Below are 21607 nucleotides of genomic sequence, written 5' to 3'. Positions count from 1 at the left end.
TATTATAGAGACTTGAGATAAAAATGCAATAGCAAAAGTAAAAAAATCTAAATTATTTTACTTATAAGTTTTTTTACTCGTAGCTACATTGGTGGCGGCTAGATGTAAGCACATATCTAATAGTCTATTAGCATAACCCCATTCATTATCATACCAAGCAAATACTTTGTATTGATTACCCACTTGCATCAGTTGTTGACCATCAATAATCAGCGACTCAGGCTGGTGAATAAAATCGCTCGACACTAGCGGTTCGTCAGTATAAGCCATAATGCCTAATAGCTGATCCTGACTAGCAGTCTTTAGCGCTGCTCGTATGGCTTCTATCGTGACTTGCTCATCATTAAATATAAAGGTGACGTCAATGGCTGCCACATCAATAGTGGGCACGCGGATAGAGTGACCATTAATCTTACCAATCATCGTAGGCAATACGCGCTCAGTGGCGGCAATACTACTAGAAGTAGTAGGAATAATATTGTGACCCGAAGCACGCGCACGCCGAAGATCTCGATGAGCTTGATCGAGTACCGTCTGATCAGCCGTGACCGCATGAATCTCAGTCATCATCGCTGATTTGACGCCAAAAGCGCTATCTAAAGTGGCGATTAAAGGCACCAATGCTTGGGTAGTACAAGAAACGCTAGAAATAATAGGCAACTCTTGCGTTAGCTGCTCGCTATTTACCCCCATAACAATGCATGCCTCCACATCATCAAAGGGAGCTGCGCCAATGATGACTTGCTGCGCTCCTGCCTCAATATGCCGATAGGCTTGCTCATAAGAGCGAAAATGACCGGTACACTCTAGCACCACATCGATATTCAAATCTTGCCAAGGCAAATCCTTTGGATCGTCTCTTGATAAGAGGCGGATACAATAAGTCTGATTGTTTTTGGTTAAACACAGCTGCATGTCCGCTTTTGCGCTAGCAGAGGGTTTTTGCTGCTTATCAGTAATACCGTCTTGAACGATGGCAGCACTGATACCTAAACGGCTTAAACGTCCATGAGTACTATCAAATTTTAATAAATGTAATAAAGTTTCAGCGGACGCTAAATCATTAATAGCAACCACATGAATGGAGCGGCCAAGCACCTCAAAGCGCTCAAGTAATGCTCGCAATACATTACGACCTATACGGCCAAAGCCATTAATAGCGATGCGTAACGGCTTAGTATATTCGCCTATTGGGTACATAGCTGCGTGAGTAGAGTCATCATTTATCGGTTTGTAAGTGGCATTGGCAAAATCTGACATAACAAGGTATCACTATAATAGAAGAAAGAAGCTTGAGGGATATAAAGCAGGTATTTAACAGCGTTTAGCAAAAAGACGGTTAAAGTTATCTGGTGGTGTATCAAAAAGTATGCTGAGGAAATAAAAGGAGGAGTGACAGCCGAAGCAAGATGATATATTTGAGGTTATGAAGACACAAATACAGATCAGTTGCCCCGACTGTCACAGTCCCAGTTTAAAGAAAAATGGCATAAAAAGCTATGGCAAGCAGAACTACCAATGTAAGGACTGCAAACGTCAGTTTATTGGCGACCATGCCTTAAGCTACCAAGGCTGTCACTCTCAAATAGAAGACATCATACGGCTAATGACGGTTAGAGGCTGCGGTGTTAGAGACATAGCCATCATTACCTCGGTGAGTATTGGTAAAGTGCTCAGCACCATAGGCTCATCTGTTTATAAGATCGCGCCTAAGAAGCGATATTATGAACGCTTAGAGGTTGATGAGTTCTGGACTTACGTGTATCGCAAGAAGCGTAAAGTCTGGCTTATTTATGCTTATGACCGTGCTACTAATGAGATTGTCGCTTATGTCTGGGGCAAACGTGACCTGAAAACGGCTCAGAAACTAAGAGCCCGTCTTAAGCAACTTAAAGTGAGCTATGACTCTATTAGTATGGACAATTGGGACAGTTTCATAACGGCCTTTAAACCAGATAACAAACAAGTTGGCAAACAACATACCGTAGGTATTGAAGACAATAACTGCCGTCTTAGACACCGACTAAAACGAGCCGTTAGAAGAACCTGTTGTTTCTCTAAGAAGCTCGATAATCACTTTAAGGTGTTTGATTTGGTGTTCTTTTATATCAATTATGGCTATGTCTGATGCCAGCATACTTTTTAGAACACCACCAGTTATTTTTATGCCACTTATTTTTATATAAACGTTCTAATTTTTATATAAACATCCTAAGGCGTAATAAAAATAAGCGCTAGACGGATAGTATTGTAGTCGACCATTTGTCTGAGCTGCTCATAGATAGGCTTGAGCTTAATACTACCATCATTATTGAAGTCGTTAGGATTATTAGCCACTTTTATGGCGACATAAGCATTCCCTACTGCCGTCATAATCTCATCATCAGGACGTAGATGATCGCAGGCAAGGCTCGGATCTTGCGATTTAAGCTCACTAATATGACGCATGATAGTCGATTGCGCCAGCTCACGAGTTTGCGCAATCTCCATAATCGATAGGCTCTCTTCTAGCAATACCTTGGTAGCAAGCAAAGTCGCTTCTGACTTATCAGCGACTTGATTGCCAAGTTTCTGCTTTTTGTCTTGCTGTGCCTTAGAGTGTTCTCGGCGTCTTTTTTGCAAACTAGCATAAGCGTCAATGACGGATTGGCTAGTAGTGCCGCCGGACTTTAGAATAAACTTATCGTGAGACTGCTTCATGCTTTTTTCATCAAGCATAGCATAGTTAGCCTCCGCCTCACTTGAGAGCTCCAAAAAACGCTTATCCGCGCCGCGCGCTAATGGATCTAATTGTAAGCTCATGGTATTCATGCCAAGCAGTTTTAGACCCTCTAGTGACTTCAAGCGTGATAAAGCCACATAGCCTTGACCTAGCTCAAAAGTACGCGACAGATCGATCTCAGCGGCGTCCAAAGTCATACCTTGCGACTTATGAATAGTAATCGCCCAAGCTAGGCATAAAGGCACTTGCTCATAGCTGGCGAGCACATCACCAGTCTCATCTTCGATAATCCACTCTTCAGGTTCAGCGATGACCTCTCGTCCTGAATTGAGCCTGACAATTGGCATTTTTTGCGCGGACTGAGCATTAGTCTTATCTTTCGTTTTGGCTTTTTTATTCTTTTCTGACTTTTTGCTATCGTCTTCATCGTCTATGACAATCGCCTGATCGTCTGCCATATCTGCTTTGGCGTCACTCTTAGCATTCTCTGTAGCTTTACTATCGTCTACCTTTACCGCAGCAAAACCAATCAGCTCGCCCATCGTACCGTTAGAGACGCCAAGCTCATTATTATTTTTGATAAACATAACCTTGGCGCCAACCTTCAAGATCAAATCATCTTGCGTGCGCACGGTTTTTTTGAGGGTATCAACAAGCTTACTATCGCCTTCAAAGGTTGCTTGAAAACGTCTCATCTCACCTTTTAACTCAGCAAGCTCTTTATCATTGATTTTATTGACGTTGAGATTGTGAGTATACAGGCGCGTGCGCTTGATATCGACATCTTGATCAAAGGTATTCTCTAAAGCAGCAATGGCCTCAAAAGTCACTTCTTGCCGGCGAATTTGGTTGAGAATATCATCCAAATCTAAACCACCATCAGCCTCTGCACTGACCTGCCGATGCTGCTCAGATAGATAACAAATACGAAACCTAGCTTCAAGCCAAGCCTCACTCATAAAGGCAAACTTATCACGATTGCTCTCACCTTTACTGCCAATAGGCGGCAGCTGAAAAAAGTCACCCGCCACCACTACTTGAATACCGCCAAAAGGCGCGTCTTTTTTACGTACGTGCTTGAGCACTTCATTGACTAGATTGAGCTGCTTAGCATGCAGCATAGAGATCTCATCGATGATAAGTACCGCCGTCTCCTTGAGCCTATCTGCCAAAAACTGCTTACGCGCCAGATTACTCAAATCACGCTCAGACAGCTCATCCTTGATACCAATGCCCGCCCAGCTATGAATGGTGGTACCACTCATATGAGTTGCTGCAATACCAGTACTGGCAGTCACGGCAACTGGTACGCGGCGCGCGCGTAAATAGTCGATATATTGATTGAGCGTATAGGTCTTTCCTGAACCTGCCGAGCCGGTCAAAAATACGTTTTGACCTGTTTTTAAGATATCTAAAGCAGAAGATTGACGCATAAACTTGAACCAATTAGTAATCTAAAGAAAAAATTCGGAGCTTGTCATAAACTGAGCTCGCAATGAGGGCTGATCGCCTAAATAATTGGCAATTATTATAACAGCTACATACGCGTTGCGAGCCTTTTTAACCACCCATTCATTGATAACTTAAAGTTATCGCCTATTAACTATAAAAAATTATAAGTAGCTATCACTCCCTACAAAAGCTTAGTACGATAGAGTGGTCGCCCCAGTAAAAAAGGTCGATAAGATCGATAATTATTCTAACAACAACTTAGGGTTTTAGGGTTCTTACCCTATTATCTAAGTAGAAAAAGTAGGCAAGAATAAGCCTATATCTTTAGCTTGTATCCTCATGAAATCAACAAGGAATCGTTTATGTTATACGCTAATCCCAATACCGAGAATAGTCCTGTCCAATTCCGTGAAAAGTATGATAATTTTATTAATGGTGAATGGACTGCGCCCATTGATGGTGAGTACTTTGACAACCCAAGTCCGATTAATGGTCAAATAATCTGCCAAGTTGCGCGCTCAAAAGAAGCCGACATCGAAAAAGCCCTAGATGCCGCGCATGCAGCAAAAGATGCTTGGGGCAAAACTAGCGTGACCGAACGCGCCAATCTATTATTAAAAATAGCCGACAAAATGGAAGAAAACCTCGAAGCTATCGCCATCGCTGAATGCTATGAGAACGGCAAAGCAGTACGCGAAACTTTAGCCGCTGATATCCCATTAGCGATAGACCATTTCCGCTATTTTGCTAGCGCCATTCGCGCCCAAGAAGGCGGTATTAGTCAAATTGATGAAGATACGGTCGCTTACCATTTCCATGAGCCACTCGGCGTTGTCGGACAAATTATCCCCTGGAATTTTCCTATTTTAATGGCAGTCTGGAAACTCGCTCCTGCTCTTGCTGCTGGCAACTGTATCGTGCTAAAACCTGCTGAACAAACCCCAGCCTCTATCCTGTTTATGCTTGAAACCATTGGCATCGCTGATATCTTGCCAAAAGGCGTGCTTAATGTGGTCAATGGCTTCGGTGTTGAAGCGGGTAAACCACTAGCTTCTAATCCGCGTATTAACAAAGTCGCCTTCACTGGCGAGACCACCACCGGTCGCCTTATCATGCAATATGCCAGTGAAAACATCATTCCCGTCACCCTAGAGCTAGGCGGTAAAAGCCCTAATATCTTCTTTGCCGACATTATGGATGAAGATGATGATTTCTTAGATAAAGCGGTTGAAGGCTTGGTGATGTTTGCGCTGAACCAAGGTGAGGTTTGTACTTGTCCATCGCGAGCGCTGGTGCATGAGAGCATTTATGATGAATTTATCAAACGTTGTATCGAGCGTGTCAAAGCGATAAAAATGGGCAACCCATTAGATACTGATACTATGATTGGCGCGCAAGCCAGCTCAGATCAGCTAGAAAAAATCCTATCGTACTTAGACATTGGTAAAAAAGAAGGCGCTAAAGTGTTAGTTGGTGGCGAGCGAGCCAAGCACGAGGGTGATATAGGCGATGGCTATTATGTACAGCCGACTATCTTTGAGGGTACTAACGATATGCGCGTATTCCAAGAAGAGATCTTCGGTCCGGTACTGGCCGTTACCACCTTCAAAGACGATGAAGAGGCGATGAGTATTGCCAATGATACCTTATACGGTTTGGGTGCAGGAGTATGGACACGCAGCGTACACAAGGCTTATCGTTTCGGACGCGGTATCCAAGCCGGACGGGTATGGACCAATTGCTACCATGTTTATCCTGCGCATTCAGCCTTTGGTGGTTATAAACAGTCCGGTATTGGCCGCGAGAACCATCTAATGATGCTCGATCATTATCAGCAAACCAAAAATATGCTGGTCTCTTACAGTCCTAAAGCGATGGGGTTTTTCTAATTCTGTCGGTATAAGCACTGTGTGATAAAGGTCATGCAGTGCGGCTTCATAAAAATCATAACTAAAACTTTAACCTAATAGTAGCTAAATATAGCTACGTGGAGTGGGCAAGATGAGTAATAAAATGAAAGCTGCCGTATTACATGAATTTGGACAACCTCTCAAAATAGAGGAAGTGGATATTCCAACGCCAGGTGCTGGCGAGATTGTAGTAAAAATGCAAGCATCAGGCGTTTGTCATACTGACTTACATGCAGTAGAGGGCGACTGGCCGGTTAAGCCAAGCCCGCCATTTATTCCAGGTCATGAAGGAGTGGGTATCATTACCGCTGTTGGCGAAAACGTTCATCATGTCAAAGAAGGTGACCGTGTCGGCGTACCTTGGTTGTATTCCGCCTGTGGGCATTGTACGCATTGTTTGGGCGGCTGGGAGACCTTATGTGAACGTCAAGAGAACTCTGGCTACTCAGTCAACGGTAGTTTTGCAGAATATGTTTTGGCCAACGCTGACTATGTCGGTATTATCCCTGAGAGCGTTGACTCTATTGAGATCGCACCTGTTTTATGTGCAGGGGTAACGGTCTATAAAGGTCTGAAAATGACGGACACCAAAGCAGGTGATTGGGTAGTCATCTCAGGTATCGGTGGACTCGGTCACATGGCAGTGCAGTACGCTATTGCTATGGGACTAAACGTAGCCGCTGTCGACATTGATGACGAGAAGCTAGCATTTGCCAAAAAACTCGGTGCCAAAGTCACAGTGAATGCCAAAAATACTGACCCTGGTGAATACTTACAACAAGAGATTGGCGGCGCTCATGGTGTGCTAGTGACGGCCGTCTCCTCTAAGGCATTTGATCAAGCTTTAAGCATGCTGCGGCGCGGTGGTACTTTAGTCTGTAATGGTCTGCCTACTGGCGACTTCCCCGTCTCTATCTTTGATACAGTACTGAACGGTATTACTATTCGTGGCTCTATTGTCGGTACGCGTCTTGATTTGCAAGAGTCATTAAATATGGCAGCTGCAGGTAAAGTCAAAGCCACGGTCAAAGCTGAACCGCTTGAGAATATTAACGATATTTTCGATCGTATGCGTGACGGTAAGATTGAGGGCCGGATTGTCATTGATTATAGTATGTAGGTTTCCAACAAAACTATAAGCTTGATGATTAATACTCTTAATTGATAACAATGGTCGTATCGTTTTGCCTACAGTAGTTTAACTATTGTGGAAAAAGTGATACGACCTTTTTTACTATTAACGATAACGATAGATTTAACTCACAAGGAGTATCCTATGAAGCTTACCGCGACCCAATCCTTTGTTGAATTAATCGACCTATTAAAGTCCAAACATGGCGAGCTGATGTTTCATCAATCCGGCGGCTGCTGTGATGGTAGCTCGCCGATGTGCTATCCGTTAGGCGAATTTAAGACGGGCGCTCAAGACGTACTTATCGGCGAGCTAGCAGGCTGTCCATTTTACATGGGTAAAGCTCAATATAAGCTTTGGCAGCACACCGATCTAACTATCGATGTAGTCGAGGGTCGCGGCGCTAGCTTCTCGCTTGAGATACCAGAGGGCAAACGCTTTATTGTGCGCTCTGAGGTTTGCGAGATTTAACTCAAAGGCTTGAGATTAATTCTCTATTTATCAGCTTCTGCTTTGCGCTATGACTGAGGCTTTAGAATTTTTTGGGTCAGTTTTTGTACTGGCTGACCAATAATCAATACGGCCAAAAACGCCGCTGGTAAAGCTACTTTCCAAGCATTAAAAAAGTTTATAAAAAAGCTCTCTGACCAGCCTAGATTTATAAAGGTGACAAACATCGTCATCATAAAAGATAATAGCACTGACATTATAGCGGTATTAACGATTCTAAATTTAAGGTTCATGACTTTCCTATCCATAAAACATAATAGTGAGGGGCCTAAAACTACAGGTACAATATACATAAAAATATAACGTAATTAAAGAGTATAAAACTTAACGCATGAATTAATTTTCTAAAACAGCATTGTATTCACTCGATTTTTTAGTCAGGATTGCTTCTTGAATGCTTAACTGATTATTAATTTTGATTAATTAAAAACTTATAAGTACTAAATTTATTTTATATAGCTATTTCGTTACAGCAGTGTAACAGAGTATATTCAAGCGACTTGTTTGAAGGTTTCTTACAATGAGCTTGATACTATATCAATATGCCATTTTATTTTTTCTCCCCTAAAAATATCTACAAAACCCAAAGGAATCTAATTCATCGTTAACTTTATAGAGGCTCCAGATATCTAACAGATAAGAGCTCAAAGTTTCGATGATTTATCATTTATATAGGATATAACCATGCAAAAATCACTTTTCAAACTTACCCTCATGGCCAGCGTTATTCTAGGTGTTAGTGCTTGTAGTGGCGATAATAAAACGGCAGAATCTGGTGCCTCTGCAGACGCCAAAGCAGCTAAAACCTTAATTTATTGTTCAGAGGGTAGTCCTGCCGGTTTCGATCCAGCACAATATACTGCCGGTACTGATTTTGATGCGAGTGCCTATCCTATCTATAATGCCTTAGTTGAGTTCGAACGAGACTCTACTGAAATCAAACCAGCATTGGCTGAGAGCTGGGAAATCAGTGAAGATGGTAAGACTTATACCTTTAATTTACGTAAGGGCGTTAAGTTCGGTAAAACTGATTACTTTACCCCAACACGTGACTTCAATGCAGATGACGTGGTCTTTACTCTAAAACGTATCACTGATCCCGACTTTGAATTTAATAAAGCTTATCCCGCTGAATTTCCGTATTCAGTAGGTATGGAGCTACCTGACAATATTGCTAATATCGAAAAAGTTGATGATTACACCGTCAAAGTTACTCTAAATAATGTCAATGCGCCGTTTTTACAAAACTTAGCAATGGCTTTTGCTTACATCAATTCTGCTGAATATGCGGATAATCTAGTAGCCGCTGGCAATGCTGCTGACCTTAATACTAAGCCTGTCGGTACGGGTCCTTTCGTCTTTACCTCTTATCAAAAAGACTCACAAATTCGCTATACCAAAAACCCAGATTATTGGAATAAAGACGATATTCATATCGATAACTTAGTGTTTGTGATCACCAAAGACTCAGCGGTACGCGCACAAAAAGTTCAAGCTGGCGAATGTCATGTCTCAGCCTACCCTAAACCTGCTGAAATCGAGTCTGTTAAAAGCTCAGGCAAGGCGACCGTTCTCGATCAGCCAGGCTTCAACTTAGGCTATGTCGGCTATAACGTAGAAAAGCCAAAACTTAGCGATGTAAGAGTTCGCCAAGCTTTAGATATGGCGATTAATAAAGACGCTATCGTTCAAGCGGTGTATCAAACTGAGGGGCTAAAAGCCACCAACCCTATGCCGCCAACACAGTGGGGTTATGATGAGTCGCTAAAAGACGCTAGCTATGATGTCGAAAAAGCCAAAGCTTTAATGGCCGAGGCCGGCGCTGATAACCTTGCTATTAACTTATGGTATATGCCAGTACAACGCCCTTATAACCCTAACGCTAAGCTAATGGCAGAGATGCTACAAGCAGACTGGGCTAAAATTGGGGTTGATACCAAGCTTGTGACTTATGAGTGGGGCGAATACCTCAACCGTGCGGCCAAAGGCGAGCCTGATGTTATTCTAGCGGGCTGGACTGGTGACAATGGCGATCCAGACAACTGGTTGGGTACTTTATTATCATGCTCAGCGGTCGGTGGCAATAATTACTCGCGCTGGTGTAATAAAGATTTTGACACTTTAGTCACTAATGCTCGTAAAAACACCAATCAAGCAGAGCGTGTAGAGGACTACAAAAAAGCGCAGCAAATATTCAAGCAAGAACTGCCTTGGACCACTATGGCGCATTCGGTAGTCACAGTGTTTACCGCGCCTAATGTTAAAGATTACAAGATCAGTCCTCTTGGCTCTATTCGCTTTGATGGGGTTAGCGTTGAATAATCGATATTAACAAGCTCCGGTACGACATCCACTGTTATGAGATTTATGTTCGGCTGGATCAGATATTCTGTTCCAGCCGAATTTGTTTAATTGACGCTATTTTTATCCTGTTATTGACATAAAAAATACTGAGTAGCCTATGCTATTGTACATTCTACGACGGATTGCTATTTTAATTCCGGTCTATATTGGCTTAACGCTATCGACTTTTACTTTGATTCGTCTAGTGCCTGGAGACGCTGTTGAGATTATGATGGGCGAACGTATGGTCGACCCTGAGCTTCATGCTCGTGCCCTTGAAAGGCTAGGTCTTGATCAACCGCTTATTGTGCAATACTGGAATTACTTGTCAGGTATCTTACAAGGCGACTTCGGCGAATCTTTTCGTACGCGAACCCCTGTGCTTCCTGACTTCTTTCTTCATTTTGTACCGACTTTAGAGTTGGCTATTTGCGCTATCTTTATTGCTAGTGTCGTGGGTATCAGCTTAGGTATTTTTGCCGCTTTGCGTCGGGGGACTTGGATTGACTATACTTTAATGTCAGGGGCATTGGCAGGTTATTCCATGCCAATATATTTATTAGGGCCTATTCTAACGGGTATCTTTGCTCACTATTTAGGCCTGCTACCCGTAGCTGGTGTCATCTCTGTAGCGCAGTTTTTGGATGTCAAACCTTTGTATGGCTCGTGGCTACTTGGCTCATTAACCTCAGGAGAGCCAGGCGCTTTTTGGGATGTGGTCAAGCACTTTATATTGCCCTCTATTGCATTATCCACCATTCCTTTAGCGATGATCGCGCGCATGACACGTTCAGCTATGCTAGAGGTATTGGACGAAGACTATGTACGTACCGCGCGCGCCAAGGGCTTGTCACCAAGCCGAGTTATCTTAGTACATGTGATGCGTAATGCATTGATTACTGTAGTGACGGTAGTGGGCTTACAAATGGCAACCCTGCTAGCTGGCGCGATTATTACTGAGACTATTTTCAGTTGGCCGGGTGTTGGTAATTGGCTACTCGATGGCTTTTTTACCCGTGACTATCCTATTGTGCAAAATGGGATCTTGTTGGTAGCCACCGCACTGATTTTGGTAAGTTTGTTTATTGATATTCTCTATGGACTTATCAATCCGCGAATTCGTCATACTTCTTAACCTAAATTATTTATTACCCCTAGTGATCTTAGCGTTTACATTATTTCTGATATGAATATTGCAGCATAAGCCACTATAGGAATTGTCCATGAAGACTACTGTTATTCCCTCTGATATCGAATTGGCTGCAGCCACACCGCCCTCCTCTTGGCAGCTATTTGTAGCGACTTTTTATCGTAATAAAGGCGCTGTACTAGGTCTTTTAGTCTTAGTATTAATGGTTATTATCGCCATTCTTGCCCCTGCTATAGCTCCGCATGACCCTTATGAGCTGTTTACTGGACAAGAGCAATTGCCACCGGCATTTTTGGAGGGCGGCAATAGTCTATTTTGGTTAGGGACTGATGATGCTGGCCGCGATACCTTATCGAGAGTTATGTATGGAGCGCGATATTCGCTATTTATTGGTCTTAGCGCCACTACACTTGCCATGTTAGTGGGTGTGTCTTTGGGGCTTAGTGCAGCGTTTTGGCCAAAGGTTTGGGGCAAAGCAGTAATGCTAGTGAATGATATTTTGATGTCTTATCCAAGTCTACTGCTAGCCATTATAATCGCTGCTATTTTAGGGCCATCGATGACCAACACCATTATTACCATTGCTTTAGTCTGTACACCACCTTTTATCCGTTTAACTCGCGCCACTGCTATGGTCGAGCTACAGCGTGAGTATTTTGTGGCCTCGCAAGTGATGGGTGCAGGGGTGCTGCGCTTATTGTTTGTGACGATTTTACCCAACTGTATGGCGCCGCTTATAGTACAGGCGACTATGATTTTCTCATCCGCTATTTTGGAGGCAGGCGCTATTGGTTTCCTAGGTTTTGGGGTACAGCCGCCCGATGCTGAATGGGGCGCGATGCTCGGTACCGCGCGTCAGTATATCCAAAGTAACGTATGGCTAGCTATTTGGCCTGGTGTCGCTATTTTCTTAGCAGCCTTATCTATCAACTTAACGGGTGATGGTCTACGTGATGCCTTAGATCCAAAACTGAAACAGGTAACTTAAGATGAGTGATACTAATACCAACTCAACGTCTGCTAACTCAACAATCTTAAACGCTTCATCGACAAAAGAATTAGCGCAAGACTCCTCGTTATTGCTTGATATCGAAAACCTCTCAGTTACCTTTGGTAAAGGCGCTCGGGCTTTTCGGGCGGTCGATGATGTGTCGTTGACTATCAAGCAAGGTGAGGTCATTGCAGTCGTCGGTGAATCCGGTTCTGGCAAGTCTGTCACTATGATGGCAATAATGGGACTGCTTCCCCCTTCGGCCAGCGTACGTGCCAAAAAAGTTATGTTCAATAATATAGACATGCTTAGTACCTCAGCAAAACAAAAGCGCGCCATCATTGGTAAAGACATCTCGATGATTTTTCAAAATGCTATGTCCTGCTTAAATCCTAGCTTCACTGTCGAGATGCAATTAGGCGAAGTCTTGCGTAAACATCTAGGGCTACGTGGCTCTGCAGTGCGCACTCGTTGCTTAGAGCTACTTGATTTGGTTGAGATGCCTGATGCTCACAATAGGCTCAAAGTCTATCCGCATCAGCTATCGGGCGGTATGAGTCAGCGCGTGATGATTGCTATGGCTTTGGCTTGTGAGCCTAAACTACTTATTGCTGATGAGCCAACGACTGCTCTAGATGTGACGGTACAAGCACAAATTATGGATCTGCTTAGCCGCCTGCAACGCGAAAAACAAATGGCGATGGTATTAATTACTCATGATTTAGGACTAGTTGCGCAAAACTCACGTGATGTCGCTGTCATGTATGCAGGACAAGTGGTCGAGACTAGTACCGTTCCAGAGATTTTTCAGCATCCGGCGCATCCTTATACTGAAGCGCTACTGCAAGCTATTCCTGAGTTAGCTATTGGTCAAGATAGATTAAACAGTCTACCAGGCGTAGTGCCAAGTCAATATGATCGCCCAAGTGGCTGTTTATTATCGCCGCGTTGTCCTTATAAACAGCCCGCTTGTGAAGTACCACCGCCTATCTTAGATACACCCAATGGCAAAGTGCGCTGCATCCATAATCATCTGCCTAATAATTCTGATACCTCTTCACAAACTGCTGCTTTGGAGTCTGAAGCATGAATAACAAAGTAGTATTAAAAGCGGTCAACCTACATAAACACTATCCCGTATCTCAAGGTTTAGGCAAAGCTAAAGCTTATGTCAAAGCCTTAAATGGTGTGTCTTTTGAGTTAAGAGCAGGTAAAACATTAGCAGTCGTTGGCGAATCAGGCTGTGGTAAATCTACCCTTGCTCGCCAGCTCACTTTGATTGAAAAGCCGACTAGTGGCGAATTGTTTATCAACGATGAGGGCACTACTCGCTATAGTAGAGGCGAGCTAAAAGAGGTACGTACTGAGATCCAGATGGTCTTTCAAAACCCTTATGGCAGCCTAAATCCGCGGCATACTATTGGCTATCAATTGACAGAACCGCTAGATATTCATACTAAGCTGTCAAAGCAAGAGAAACGCGATAAAATTAATGAGATGATGAGAAACGTCGGTCTACGTCCTGAACATGCCGGGCGCTATCCTCATATGTTTTCAGGCGGACAGCGTCAACGTATCGCTCTTGCGCGCGCCATGATGCTCAATCCTAAAATTGTGGTCGCGGATGAGCCGACCTCAGCGCTAGATGTGTCCATTCAGGCGCAGGTACTCAATTTATTTATGGACTTGCAGGACGAGTACCATACTGCTTATGTTTTTATCTCGCATAATTTATCAGTCGTGCGCCATGTCGCTGATGATGTGATGGTCATGTACTTAGGACAGGCAGTTGAGCATGGTCCTAAAGAGGCTATTTATAACGCTCCTAAACATCCCTATACTATAGCGCTATTAGCCGCTGCGCCAACGGTTGCCGGAAAAAAGAACGATCTGACGCTACAAGGAGAGCTGCCTAGCCCGCTTAATCCTCCTAGCGGCTGCGCGCTACATAAACGCTGTCCTTATGCCAAACCTAAGTGTAGTGAGATTGAACCAAAACTACGCGAATGGGAAGGTCGCTTAGTCGCCTGTTTACGCTTAGAAGAAATTTATGGCTAGCTGTCAATTATATTTAGTGAGCCATGACAGTTAAGAAACTGGTTTTATAGGTTTGAAGAAAGTAAAGGTAGCAACAATTAGTCAGTAATAGAAGCGGCGCTTTAGTTATAAGCCTCACCTTAATAGTACAAGGTAATCAACTAAATACGCTATGCTATTTAAGCGTTTTTCACTACAAAATTAGGCTGACTTTTGTTAGGCTATACAGCGCACTCTACCTTAATTTATCCTTATTATAAAACCGCTCCTCGGATCTTATCTATGTCTAGTCTTACTACCCATTTACTAAAACCGACGCTAATTGCCGGTCTACTACTCCCTCTACCGATGATGGCACTAGCCTCTACTCCGCAAAAATGGAAGCTAGATGTACCAAAAACCAATGTAGATTTTAAGGTCGCCTATCTAGGCAAAGGAGTGGTTGAAGGTCAGTTCAATCAGCTGAATGGTACTATCAATTACGATGTCAAAAATCCAACCAGCACCACTATTAACTTTACTGTAAAGACTAATAGTATCGATGCTGGCGGCAATCTGCGTAATGCTTTTTTGCGCCGTAAAGAGCTACTTAATAGCGCACAGTATCCAACGATGACTTTTGTCTCAAAAAAGGTCAGTATGATTAATGCTAAAGAGGCGAATGTCACTGGTAACTTTACGGTGTTAGGACAAACCAAGCCATTAACGGTAAAAGTTAAACTAAACAACGTTGAAAAAGATCCTGTCACCCAAAAACCTATTTTAAGATTTAAAGCTACGGGAATCATCGATAGATATAGTTATGGGGTCACAGCTTTTCCAAATATCGTCGGCAATATGATACCGCTTGAGATATCTGGCAATCTGATTGCCGCTAATTAATCAAATAACAAGAAAAACCCAACTTAATAGCTGCTAAGTTGGGTAGATAACACAATAGGTTTTAAGACTTTCTCTACAAGAACTATCGATTACTTAGAAACACTGACTTAGAAACATTATATTCTCTAAAGTTTTTAGTATTGCCATGGTTGGTCTTGTTCGATACCGGCTTTGTCTATTTTATTTCTTCTTTTTTGAATCTTAGTATCTATTTTTTGCTGCTTTTTTAATGCCTTTTGATTGATATCGTCTATCATTGCCTGAATCTTCTTATCCACTTTGTCCTGCTCTTTTTGACGCTGCTTATCTACTTTAGCCAACTCTTTTTGACGTACTTTATCTATTTTATCTTGTTGTTTTTGACGCTGTAGATTCAGCTTACTGAGCTTTTTTTTCGCCTTTTTACTTAAGGTGATTTCATCTTTAGCTTGTTCGTTAGCAGATTTGTTCGACATGATAACTCTCCTTATTCTGATTATGAGGATATATAGAGACTTAATGGTAAGCCAGTATGCCTGTCTAATCAACGCGTCAATACAAAACAGGTACACGTCTTTAAGCTGTCCTTAGATCGCTCAACCAAATATAACAGTATTAACGACTAACCAAAGGAATCAAAGTAAACCTGGTTAAAATTGAACACTTAATCAATATCAGTTATCTTGCAAAGCTTCTAAGAGAAGAATAGCGGCAACTATAAAAATTTTAATGAAATATAGTGAGAGACCTAGTACTTGATAAGCTTAATTCATTTCAATTATGATTATTTTATCATCATAAGCTTACCTGTCTTATCAAACAGATACGTTTTGTCTTCTAGCGTTGCTTGGATATAAGCTTGTGGTAACTCAAAGTCATAAGGGTCAGTACTTTGAAGAGTATCTTCAATAAATCTATAGTTTATTGGTACGATTAATTTACCTGTATTATCAATTACTCCCACTTTATCCCGTTTACCGACAATGAATAAATTTGTATAATAAATAGCGCTAATGGTATCGTACTCAAAATCGGTAATTGTCTGATTGTTTTGGTCAATCAAAGCATAATCATCTTTTAGTTTTGCTCTAAAAAGTAAAGACTGATTTGTATCCTCTCTATCTAAATTATTTAGTAGATCAATATATTCATATTCAAAAGGAATTATCGTTTGGTTTTGACGGTCAATTATTCCGAATTTATCCTCCTTACTCACACTGACTAAACCTTCTTCAAAACTTTGAGCATAATCATACATTAAAGGAATGACTACTCTACCCTTGGTGTCAATAAAGCCATACTTTTTATTTTTAACCACGGTGAATAAGGTATTGTCTGCATTACTATAAGGCATTTTTATATTGTCGTATATGCCAAGGGGTACGATGAGTTCGCCCTGAGAATTGACTAAACCGTACTTATCTTGCATGCCCAAATTTCCAAACATAGCGTTGTTCTGTAAATCGCGCTTCACTACTAAAATCAGTCCGTCAGGTAAGTCATCTAAATAGCTGTCATAATTCCATTGTGATGGAAAGTCGATGCTGTGATAGTCAACAGGTAGTATAATTTTACCGCTTGCATCAACCAATCCCAGTGGATATGGAAAATCACCTAATGCCGTTTGCACAATATTACCAACACGAGCAATGCCTTTTTTATTAATGCATTCAACGTAGTCAAATTTTTGCTGTGTAGTGGGTTTGACGCAGTCATCATTAGCTTGGACAGCCTGCGCGGTGCATATAAGAGTTATTAAAAGTACCCATTTATTCATTTTTGTTCTCTTTATATTCTTTATATTTATACTTTAAAACTTTAGCACGTAGGGTTGAGTGGAGCTTGCGACACCTAACGTTTCAATTCAATATTCTGCTGGGTCTCTTACCTCGACACCAACCTACCTATCTTTTTAAATATTTAGTGCTCACTGAGTGTCTTAAACATCATCAAGATATGCGCGTAGGGTGCGCCCTGCGCACCATTCAAAAGTAATATTTCTGAATTGAAAGTATATTTATAAGTAGCTTAGCGTGAGGTCTTTTGCACAAATAGGTGCATTCGATTTATTGTTTGATGTTTATGCGTTGGTGCGCGGGGCGCACCCTACGAAAACTAAATTACGATAATTGCCGTAGGGTGGCGTTAGACTTGTCAAATTCTCGTAGAGAATGCTAGCAAGGCGTAACCCACCGATTTAAATTGTGACTTTTGAGATTGGTGGGTTACGCTATCGCTAACCCACCCTAGGCTTGCTAAATTTTACTATTTCCTAACTATACGTTGGTGCGCGGGGCGCACCCTACGAAAGCTGTTTCTAATTTACCATGCAATAGTCGTCTTGTGGTTCGTTTTAGCCCTGATTACAGCGGTTATCCTGATGCAGACGATGGCGTTGCAGACTGTGGCTAGAGGCGGTATCGAGGCAACAGGAACGCCACTAGACACCATAGTCTGCACGCCAGCGACAAATCAGATAATAGCGAAAAGCAGGATTAGCTCCAAAAACCAATTAAAAAAAAGAGCCACCAGAATAATCCAGTAGCTCTTTAATAGTATTAACTCAACTATAACTCATAGCTAAATGTTGGGCTAAAGCCGCAGCCTACAAATCTAAACTAAACTCTGCACAGCCTCGACCACCGCGTCGCTTGTAATACCAAACTCTTTATACAAGTCCTCAGCAGGCGCAGACTCGCCATAAGTGGTCATGCCGATGACTTTGCCATCAAGACCGACAAACTTATACCAGTAGTCCACATGCGCGGCTTCCACAGCGACGCGGGCGCGAATATTAACAGGCAATACCGACTCGCGATAATCGCTATCTTGCTCCATAAAAATCTCAGCGCAAGGCATAGAAACCACACGAACGCCTACGCCATTTTCGCTAAGCGTTTGATGTGCTTGCATCGCCAGACCCACTTCTGAACCCGTCGCGATGATAATTGCTTGTAGCTCGCCTTGCTCTTTAGCCAATACATAACCGCCTTTGGTGATATTAGCGACTTGCTCGCTGACACGGGCCTGATGTGGCAGGCTTTGACGGCTAAAGATCAGTGCCGATGGATTATTAGCAGACTTAATTGCTTCTACCCAAGCCGTAGCGGATTCGGTTGCATCACACGGACGCCAGGTACGCAGATTCGGTGTGGTACGCAGGCTCGTTAATTGCTCGATAGGCTGATGGGTTGGGCCATCTTCGCCAAGGCCAATAGAGTCATGGGTATAGACATGGATGATACGCTGACGCATCAATGCGCCCATGCGTACGGCGTTACGCGCATATTCCATAAACATCAGGAAAGTGGCGACATAAGGGATGAAGCCGCCATGTAGCGCGATACCATTGGCGATAGCAGTCATACCGAACTCGCGTACGCCATAATAGATGTAGTTACCGTCAGCGTCAGTCTCAATGCCTTTAGCATCTTTAAAAAGCGTGAGATTGGAGCCGGCTAAATCCGCTGAACCGCCCATAAGCTCTGGCAATAATGGCTGCAAGGTATTAATGGCATTTTGACTGGCTTTACGGCTCGCGACATCATCGCCTTGCTCTTGGGTTTGCTGGATGTAGTCTTTTGCTTGAGTCTCAAAGTCGGCTGGTAGCTCGCCTTCTAAACGGCGCTTTAGCTCACTTGCTAGCTCTGGATAAGCCTTTTCGTAAGCTTCAAAGTTGGCTTCCCAGTTCTTTTGCATGACATCGCCTTTGGCTTTACCGTCCCATGCTTCATAGATCTCATCATCTAATTCAAATGGCGCGTGCTTCCATGCCAGCTCATCACGAGTTAAGGCGATCTCATCATCTCCAAGAGGTGCACCATGGCTTGAGGCTTTGCCTTGCTTATTTGGACTACCGACGCCGATGATGGTTTTACAAATAATTAAGCTTGGCTTGCTAGTTTCATTGATTGCTTGCTCAGTCGCTTTGGTAATAGCGTCCGTATCATGGCCATCGACTTTGATGACTTGCCAGCCGTAAGACTCAAAGCGCAATTGTGTATCATCGGTGAACCAACCTTCAACCTCACCATCAATGGAGATGCCATTGTCATCATAAAAGAACACTAGCTTGCCTAATTCCAAAGTACCAGCCAATGAGCACACTTCATGGCTGATGCCTTCCATCAAGCAGCCATCGCCCAAGAACGCATAGGTATGATGGTCGATGACTTTATAGCCGTCACGGTTGAATTGTGCGGCAAGAGTTTTTTCAGCGATAGCAAAACCGACCGCATTAGCGATACCTTGACCTAGCGGGCCAGTCGTAGTCTCAACCCCTGGCGTGTAGCCAAGCTCTGGATGGCCGGGAGTTTTAGAATGCAGCTGGCGAAAGCCTTTTAGATCGTCAACACTGACGTCATAACCTGATAAATGCAGCAGTGAATAAATCAGCATTGAGCCATGACCATTCGATAGTACAAAGCGATCACGGTTATGCCAGTTAGGATCAGCTGGATTATGTTTTAGAAATTTGCGCCATAATACCTCAGCGATATCAGCCATACCCATTGGGGCACCCGGATGTCCAGAATTAGCTTTTTGTACCGCATCAAAAGATAAAACGCGGATGGCATTAGCAAGTTTGCGTTCATTAATTGGGGTTGACATAGAGTGTCCTAATATTCGAATGAGAGATATGGAGGATAAGAAGAAAACCGGTTGAAAAAATAGTGTATAAAATTTAGTTGTCATATTAACATAACTGACATAAGCCTCGCCAAGAAATGGCAGGGCTTACGCGTTTGTATTTAATAATGACTTGTATTGGTTTATTTAACTAACCTGAATTTATTGCATTAGCTAAACCAAACTTTGATTAAACTGTAATCGTTGTGGCATTGCCCATAAATGGACGTAATACCTCAGGAATAGTGATACTACCGTCTGCGTTTTGATGGTTTTCCATCACCGCAAGTAAAGTACGACCAACGGCTAAACCTGAACCATTTAAGGTATGCGCGAGGCTAGTTTGTTTACCGTCTTTGACCCGCGTACCCATACGGCGCGCTTGGAAATCACCACAGTTTGAGCAGCTAGAGATCTCACGATAAGTGTCTTGGCTTGGTAGCCATACTTCGATGTCATAAGTCTTTTGCGCGGCAAAGCCCATATCGCCAGTACATAACTTGACAGTACGATAAGGCAGATTGAGCTGCTGCAAGATGTATTCTGCCTGCGCCGTCATTGCCTCAAGTAATTCATCCGATTGCTCGCTAGTGGCAATATTGACCATCTCGACTTTTTCAAACTGATGCTGGCGAATCAGACCGCGCGTATCACGACCATGCGAGCCCGCTTCACTACGAAAACACGGCGTATGCGCGGTGAACTTAAGTGGCAGCTCTTTGATATCTAAACGCTCACCACGTACCAGATTAGTCATCGGTACTTCGGCAGTCGGAATCAAATAAAAATCAGTGCCGTCGTTATTGGTATGATTAGTCAATTTGAATAAATCATCTTCAAACTTTGGTAGCTGTCCGGTACCTTTTAGACTCTCACTATTGACGATATAGGGCACATAAGTCTCAGTATAGCCATACTTTATGGTATGAGTATTGAGCATAAACTGAATGAGTGCGCGATGTAGCTGTGCCAATTGACCCTTTAACACATTAAAGCGGCTACCGGTTAATTTTGCAGCGGCTTCAAAATCAAGCATGCCTAAGGTTTCGCCAATATGAGTATGGTCTTTTATCTCAAAATCAAAGGCGCGCGGCGTACCCCAACGGCGCACTTCGACATTATCCTCTTCTGAGGCTCCTACTGGCACATCGCTTGCCGGAAGATTTGGAATCTGTAGCGCTGCCGTATTGATACGCTCTTGCAAAGTGCGCAGCTCATCTTCCGCCGTTTTTATCTCACTGCTGATACTTTGCATCTCGTTCAATAACCCAGTAGCATCTTCGCCTGATTTTTTAAGCGCGCCGACTTGTTTGGCGCCCGCATTACGACGCGATTGCAAATCCTCAGTTTTGACTTGTAATGATTTACGCTCAGCCTCAATGGTTTGCCAAAATGCTATATCCAGCTCATAGCCACGAGTGGCCAATTGCTGCTGTAGATCGGTTAAGTCGCCGCGTAAAAGTTTTGGGTCAATCATAGTAGTGGCCTGTAGCGCTAAAGAGTGAAAAATCTATTAAAAATAGCAAAATTAAGTCAAAATAGCTTAACTATAAATAGCGGCTATGATAGCAAGACTAAGCCAACTTGACCATGCTTTCGCAGCGTTTTACACCGTTGAGCCATAGCTTTTATCTGAGCAAAAGCTAGAGCGACTATTTTGATACAGTTTTAAACTTATTGTCGTTATCTGCTATAAAACTAGCGCTCATACTATTACTAAGCACTGCTATGACTTACTACATTGCTGAGGTAATATTGTTTCTTTTAGAGCCGCTTTTCGGTAAGATAAGCGCATAGTTGACACTTACCTCTTTTAGCCAACTTTTTAGTCCAGCAAAACTTATTGCTGACTGCTATCGTTGGCGATTTA

The 21607-nt window shown here is 42.9% G+C and carries 17 protein-coding genes; 10 read left to right on the top strand and 7 right to left on the bottom strand.

All coding sequences use genetic code 11. The annotated features are described in order from the left end of the window. Window positions 1–57 precede the first annotated feature (57 nt). Window positions 58–1200, bottom strand: a complete 1143-nt coding sequence (locus tag M0N77_RS02485) for a glyceraldehyde 3-phosphate dehydrogenase NAD-binding domain-containing protein (protein ID WP_353105548.1) — start codon at window positions 1198–1200, stop codon at window positions 58–60. A gap of 226 nt (window positions 1201–1426) precedes the next feature. Between M0N77_RS02485 and M0N77_RS02480 the strand changes: the two genes are divergently transcribed. Then, complete coding sequence (locus M0N77_RS02480; protein ID WP_353103227.1) at window positions 1427–2128, top strand: IS1 family transposase; 702 nt, start codon at window positions 1427–1429, stop codon at window positions 2126–2128. A gap of 83 nt (window positions 2129–2211) precedes the next feature. Here the strand turns inward: M0N77_RS02480 and M0N77_RS02475 are convergent, their stop codons facing one another. Then, window positions 2212–4155 (bottom strand): AAA family ATPase, encoded by a 1944-nt coding sequence (locus M0N77_RS02475; protein WP_353103225.1) that lies wholly within the window; start codon window positions 4153–4155, stop codon window positions 2212–2214. 381 nt (window positions 4156–4536) lie between these two features. On the opposite strand from M0N77_RS02475, the gene M0N77_RS02470 reads away from it, so the two are divergent. The 3 genes from M0N77_RS02470 (at window position 4537) to M0N77_RS02460 (ending at window position 7687) form a co-directional block, all read left to right on the top strand. Beyond that, the gene (locus M0N77_RS02470) at window positions 4537–6063 is read left to right on the top strand and encodes an aldehyde dehydrogenase family protein (protein ID WP_353103223.1); all 1527 of its coding nucleotides are present in this window, start codon (window positions 4537–4539) and stop codon (window positions 6061–6063) included. Window positions 6064–6175: 112 nt separating this feature from the next. Beyond that, window positions 6176–7204, top strand: coding sequence for an alcohol dehydrogenase AdhP (adhP, locus tag M0N77_RS02465; RefSeq protein WP_353103221.1), 1029 nt, complete (start codon window positions 6176–6178; stop codon window positions 7202–7204). Window positions 7205–7360: 156 nt separating this feature from the next. Further along, window positions 7361–7687 (top strand): DUF779 domain-containing protein, encoded by a 327-nt coding sequence (locus tag M0N77_RS02460; RefSeq protein ID WP_353103219.1) that lies wholly within the window; start codon window positions 7361–7363, stop codon window positions 7685–7687. 47 nt (window positions 7688–7734) lie between these two features. Here the strand turns inward: M0N77_RS02460 and M0N77_RS02455 are convergent, their stop codons facing one another. Further along, window positions 7735–7959: a DUF2798 domain-containing protein gene (locus tag M0N77_RS02455; RefSeq protein ID WP_353103217.1), complete on the bottom strand. Its 225-nt coding sequence runs from the start codon at window positions 7957–7959 to the stop codon at window positions 7735–7737. 451 nt (window positions 7960–8410) lie between these two features. Here M0N77_RS02455 and M0N77_RS02450 point away from each other — a divergent pair, with 451 nt between their 5' ends. From M0N77_RS02450 to M0N77_RS02425, 6 genes are all read left to right on the top strand, one after another. Beyond that, window positions 8411–10048: an ABC transporter substrate-binding protein gene (locus tag M0N77_RS02450; RefSeq protein ID WP_353103215.1), complete on the top strand. Its 1638-nt coding sequence runs from the start codon at window positions 8411–8413 to the stop codon at window positions 10046–10048. 139 nt (window positions 10049–10187) lie between these two features. After that, window positions 10188–11204 carry an ABC transporter permease subunit gene (locus M0N77_RS02445; protein WP_353103213.1) on the top strand — a complete coding sequence of 339 codons (1017 nt, stop codon included), beginning with the start codon at window positions 10188–10190 and terminating at the stop codon, window positions 11202–11204. A gap of 88 nt (window positions 11205–11292) precedes the next feature. Beyond that, complete coding sequence (locus M0N77_RS02440; RefSeq protein ID WP_353103211.1) at window positions 11293–12207, top strand: ABC transporter permease subunit; 915 nt, start codon at window positions 11293–11295, stop codon at window positions 12205–12207. 1 nt (window position 12208) lies between these two features. Next, window positions 12209–13300, top strand: coding sequence for an ABC transporter ATP-binding protein (locus M0N77_RS02435; protein WP_353103209.1), 1092 nt, complete (start codon window positions 12209–12211; stop codon window positions 13298–13300). Continuing rightward, window positions 13297–14268, top strand: a complete 972-nt coding sequence (locus M0N77_RS02430; protein WP_353103207.1) for a peptide ABC transporter ATP-binding protein — start codon at window positions 13297–13299, stop codon at window positions 14266–14268. Before M0N77_RS02435 ends, M0N77_RS02430 begins: the two co-directional genes overlap by 4 nt. Window positions 14269–14529: 261 nt before the next feature. Continuing rightward, on the top strand, window positions 14530–15129 hold the full coding sequence (locus M0N77_RS02425) for a YceI family protein (RefSeq protein ID WP_353103205.1): 600 nt from the start codon (window positions 14530–14532) through the stop codon (window positions 15127–15129). 134 nt (window positions 15130–15263) lie between these two features. On the opposite strand, the gene M0N77_RS02420 is transcribed toward M0N77_RS02425, so the two are convergent. The 4 genes from M0N77_RS02420 to serS all read right to left on the bottom strand — a co-directional run bounded on the left by M0N77_RS02420 (window position 15264) and on the right by serS (window position 21214). Further along, window positions 15264–15584, bottom strand: coding sequence for a hypothetical protein (locus M0N77_RS02420; protein ID WP_353103203.1), 321 nt, complete (start codon window positions 15582–15584; stop codon window positions 15264–15266). A gap of 308 nt (window positions 15585–15892) precedes the next feature. Beyond that, the gene (locus tag M0N77_RS02415) at window positions 15893–16885 is read right to left on the bottom strand and encodes a WG repeat-containing protein (RefSeq protein ID WP_353103201.1); all 993 of its coding nucleotides are present in this window, start codon (window positions 16883–16885) and stop codon (window positions 15893–15895) included. A gap of 836 nt (window positions 16886–17721) precedes the next feature. Beyond that, window positions 17722–19719 carry a transketolase gene (tkt, locus tag M0N77_RS02410; RefSeq protein ID WP_353103199.1) on the bottom strand — a complete coding sequence of 666 codons (1998 nt, stop codon included), beginning with the start codon at window positions 19717–19719 and terminating at the stop codon, window positions 17722–17724. A 208-nt stretch (window positions 19720–19927) separates the two neighbouring features. Then, window positions 19928–21214, bottom strand: a complete 1287-nt coding sequence (serS, locus tag M0N77_RS02405; protein ID WP_353103198.1) for a serine--tRNA ligase — start codon at window positions 21212–21214, stop codon at window positions 19928–19930. Window positions 21215–21607: the final 393 nt, after the last annotated feature.

The sequence above is a fragment of the Psychrobacter sp. AH5 genome, assembly GCF_040371085.1.
Classification (GTDB): domain Bacteria; phylum Pseudomonadota; class Gammaproteobacteria; order Pseudomonadales; family Moraxellaceae; genus Psychrobacter.
This window is presented reverse-complemented; position numbering and strand designations above follow the sequence as displayed.

Coding starts and splice junctions, on each gene's coding strand:
- M0N77_RS02485 (WP_353105548.1), bottom strand. CDS start 1,200: ATGTACCCAATAGGCGAATATACTAAGCCGTTACGCATCGCTATTAAT.
- M0N77_RS02480 (WP_353103227.1), top strand. CDS start 1,427: ATGAAGACACAAATACAGATCAGTTGCCCCGACTGTCACAGTCCCAGT.
- M0N77_RS02475 (WP_353103225.1), bottom strand. CDS start 4,155: ATGCGTCAATCTTCTGCTTTAGATATCTTAAAAACAGGTCAAAACGTA.
- M0N77_RS02470 (WP_353103223.1), top strand. CDS start 4,537: ATGTTATACGCTAATCCCAATACCGAGAATAGTCCTGTCCAATTCCGT.
- adhP (WP_353103221.1), top strand. CDS start 6,176: ATGAGTAATAAAATGAAAGCTGCCGTATTACATGAATTTGGACAACCT.
- M0N77_RS02460 (WP_353103219.1), top strand. CDS start 7,361: ATGAAGCTTACCGCGACCCAATCCTTTGTTGAATTAATCGACCTATTA.
- M0N77_RS02455 (WP_353103217.1), bottom strand. CDS start 7,959: ATGAACCTTAAATTTAGAATCGTTAATACCGCTATAATGTCAGTGCTA.
- M0N77_RS02450 (WP_353103215.1), top strand. CDS start 8,411: ATGCAAAAATCACTTTTCAAACTTACCCTCATGGCCAGCGTTATTCTA.
- M0N77_RS02445 (WP_353103213.1), top strand. CDS start 10,188: ATGCTATTGTACATTCTACGACGGATTGCTATTTTAATTCCGGTCTAT.
- M0N77_RS02440 (WP_353103211.1), top strand. CDS start 11,293: ATGAAGACTACTGTTATTCCCTCTGATATCGAATTGGCTGCAGCCACA.
- M0N77_RS02435 (WP_353103209.1), top strand. CDS start 12,209: ATGAGTGATACTAATACCAACTCAACGTCTGCTAACTCAACAATCTTA.
- M0N77_RS02430 (WP_353103207.1), top strand. CDS start 13,297: ATGAATAACAAAGTAGTATTAAAAGCGGTCAACCTACATAAACACTAT.
- M0N77_RS02425 (WP_353103205.1), top strand. CDS start 14,530: ATGTCTAGTCTTACTACCCATTTACTAAAACCGACGCTAATTGCCGGT.
- M0N77_RS02420 (WP_353103203.1), bottom strand. CDS start 15,584: ATGTCGAACAAATCTGCTAACGAACAAGCTAAAGATGAAATCACCTTA.
- M0N77_RS02415 (WP_353103201.1), bottom strand. CDS start 16,885: ATGAATAAATGGGTACTTTTAATAACTCTTATATGCACCGCGCAGGCT.
- tkt (WP_353103199.1), bottom strand. CDS start 19,719: ATGTCAACCCCAATTAATGAACGCAAACTTGCTAATGCCATCCGCGTT.
- serS (WP_353103198.1), bottom strand. CDS start 21,214: ATGATTGACCCAAAACTTTTACGCGGCGACTTAACCGATCTACAGCAG.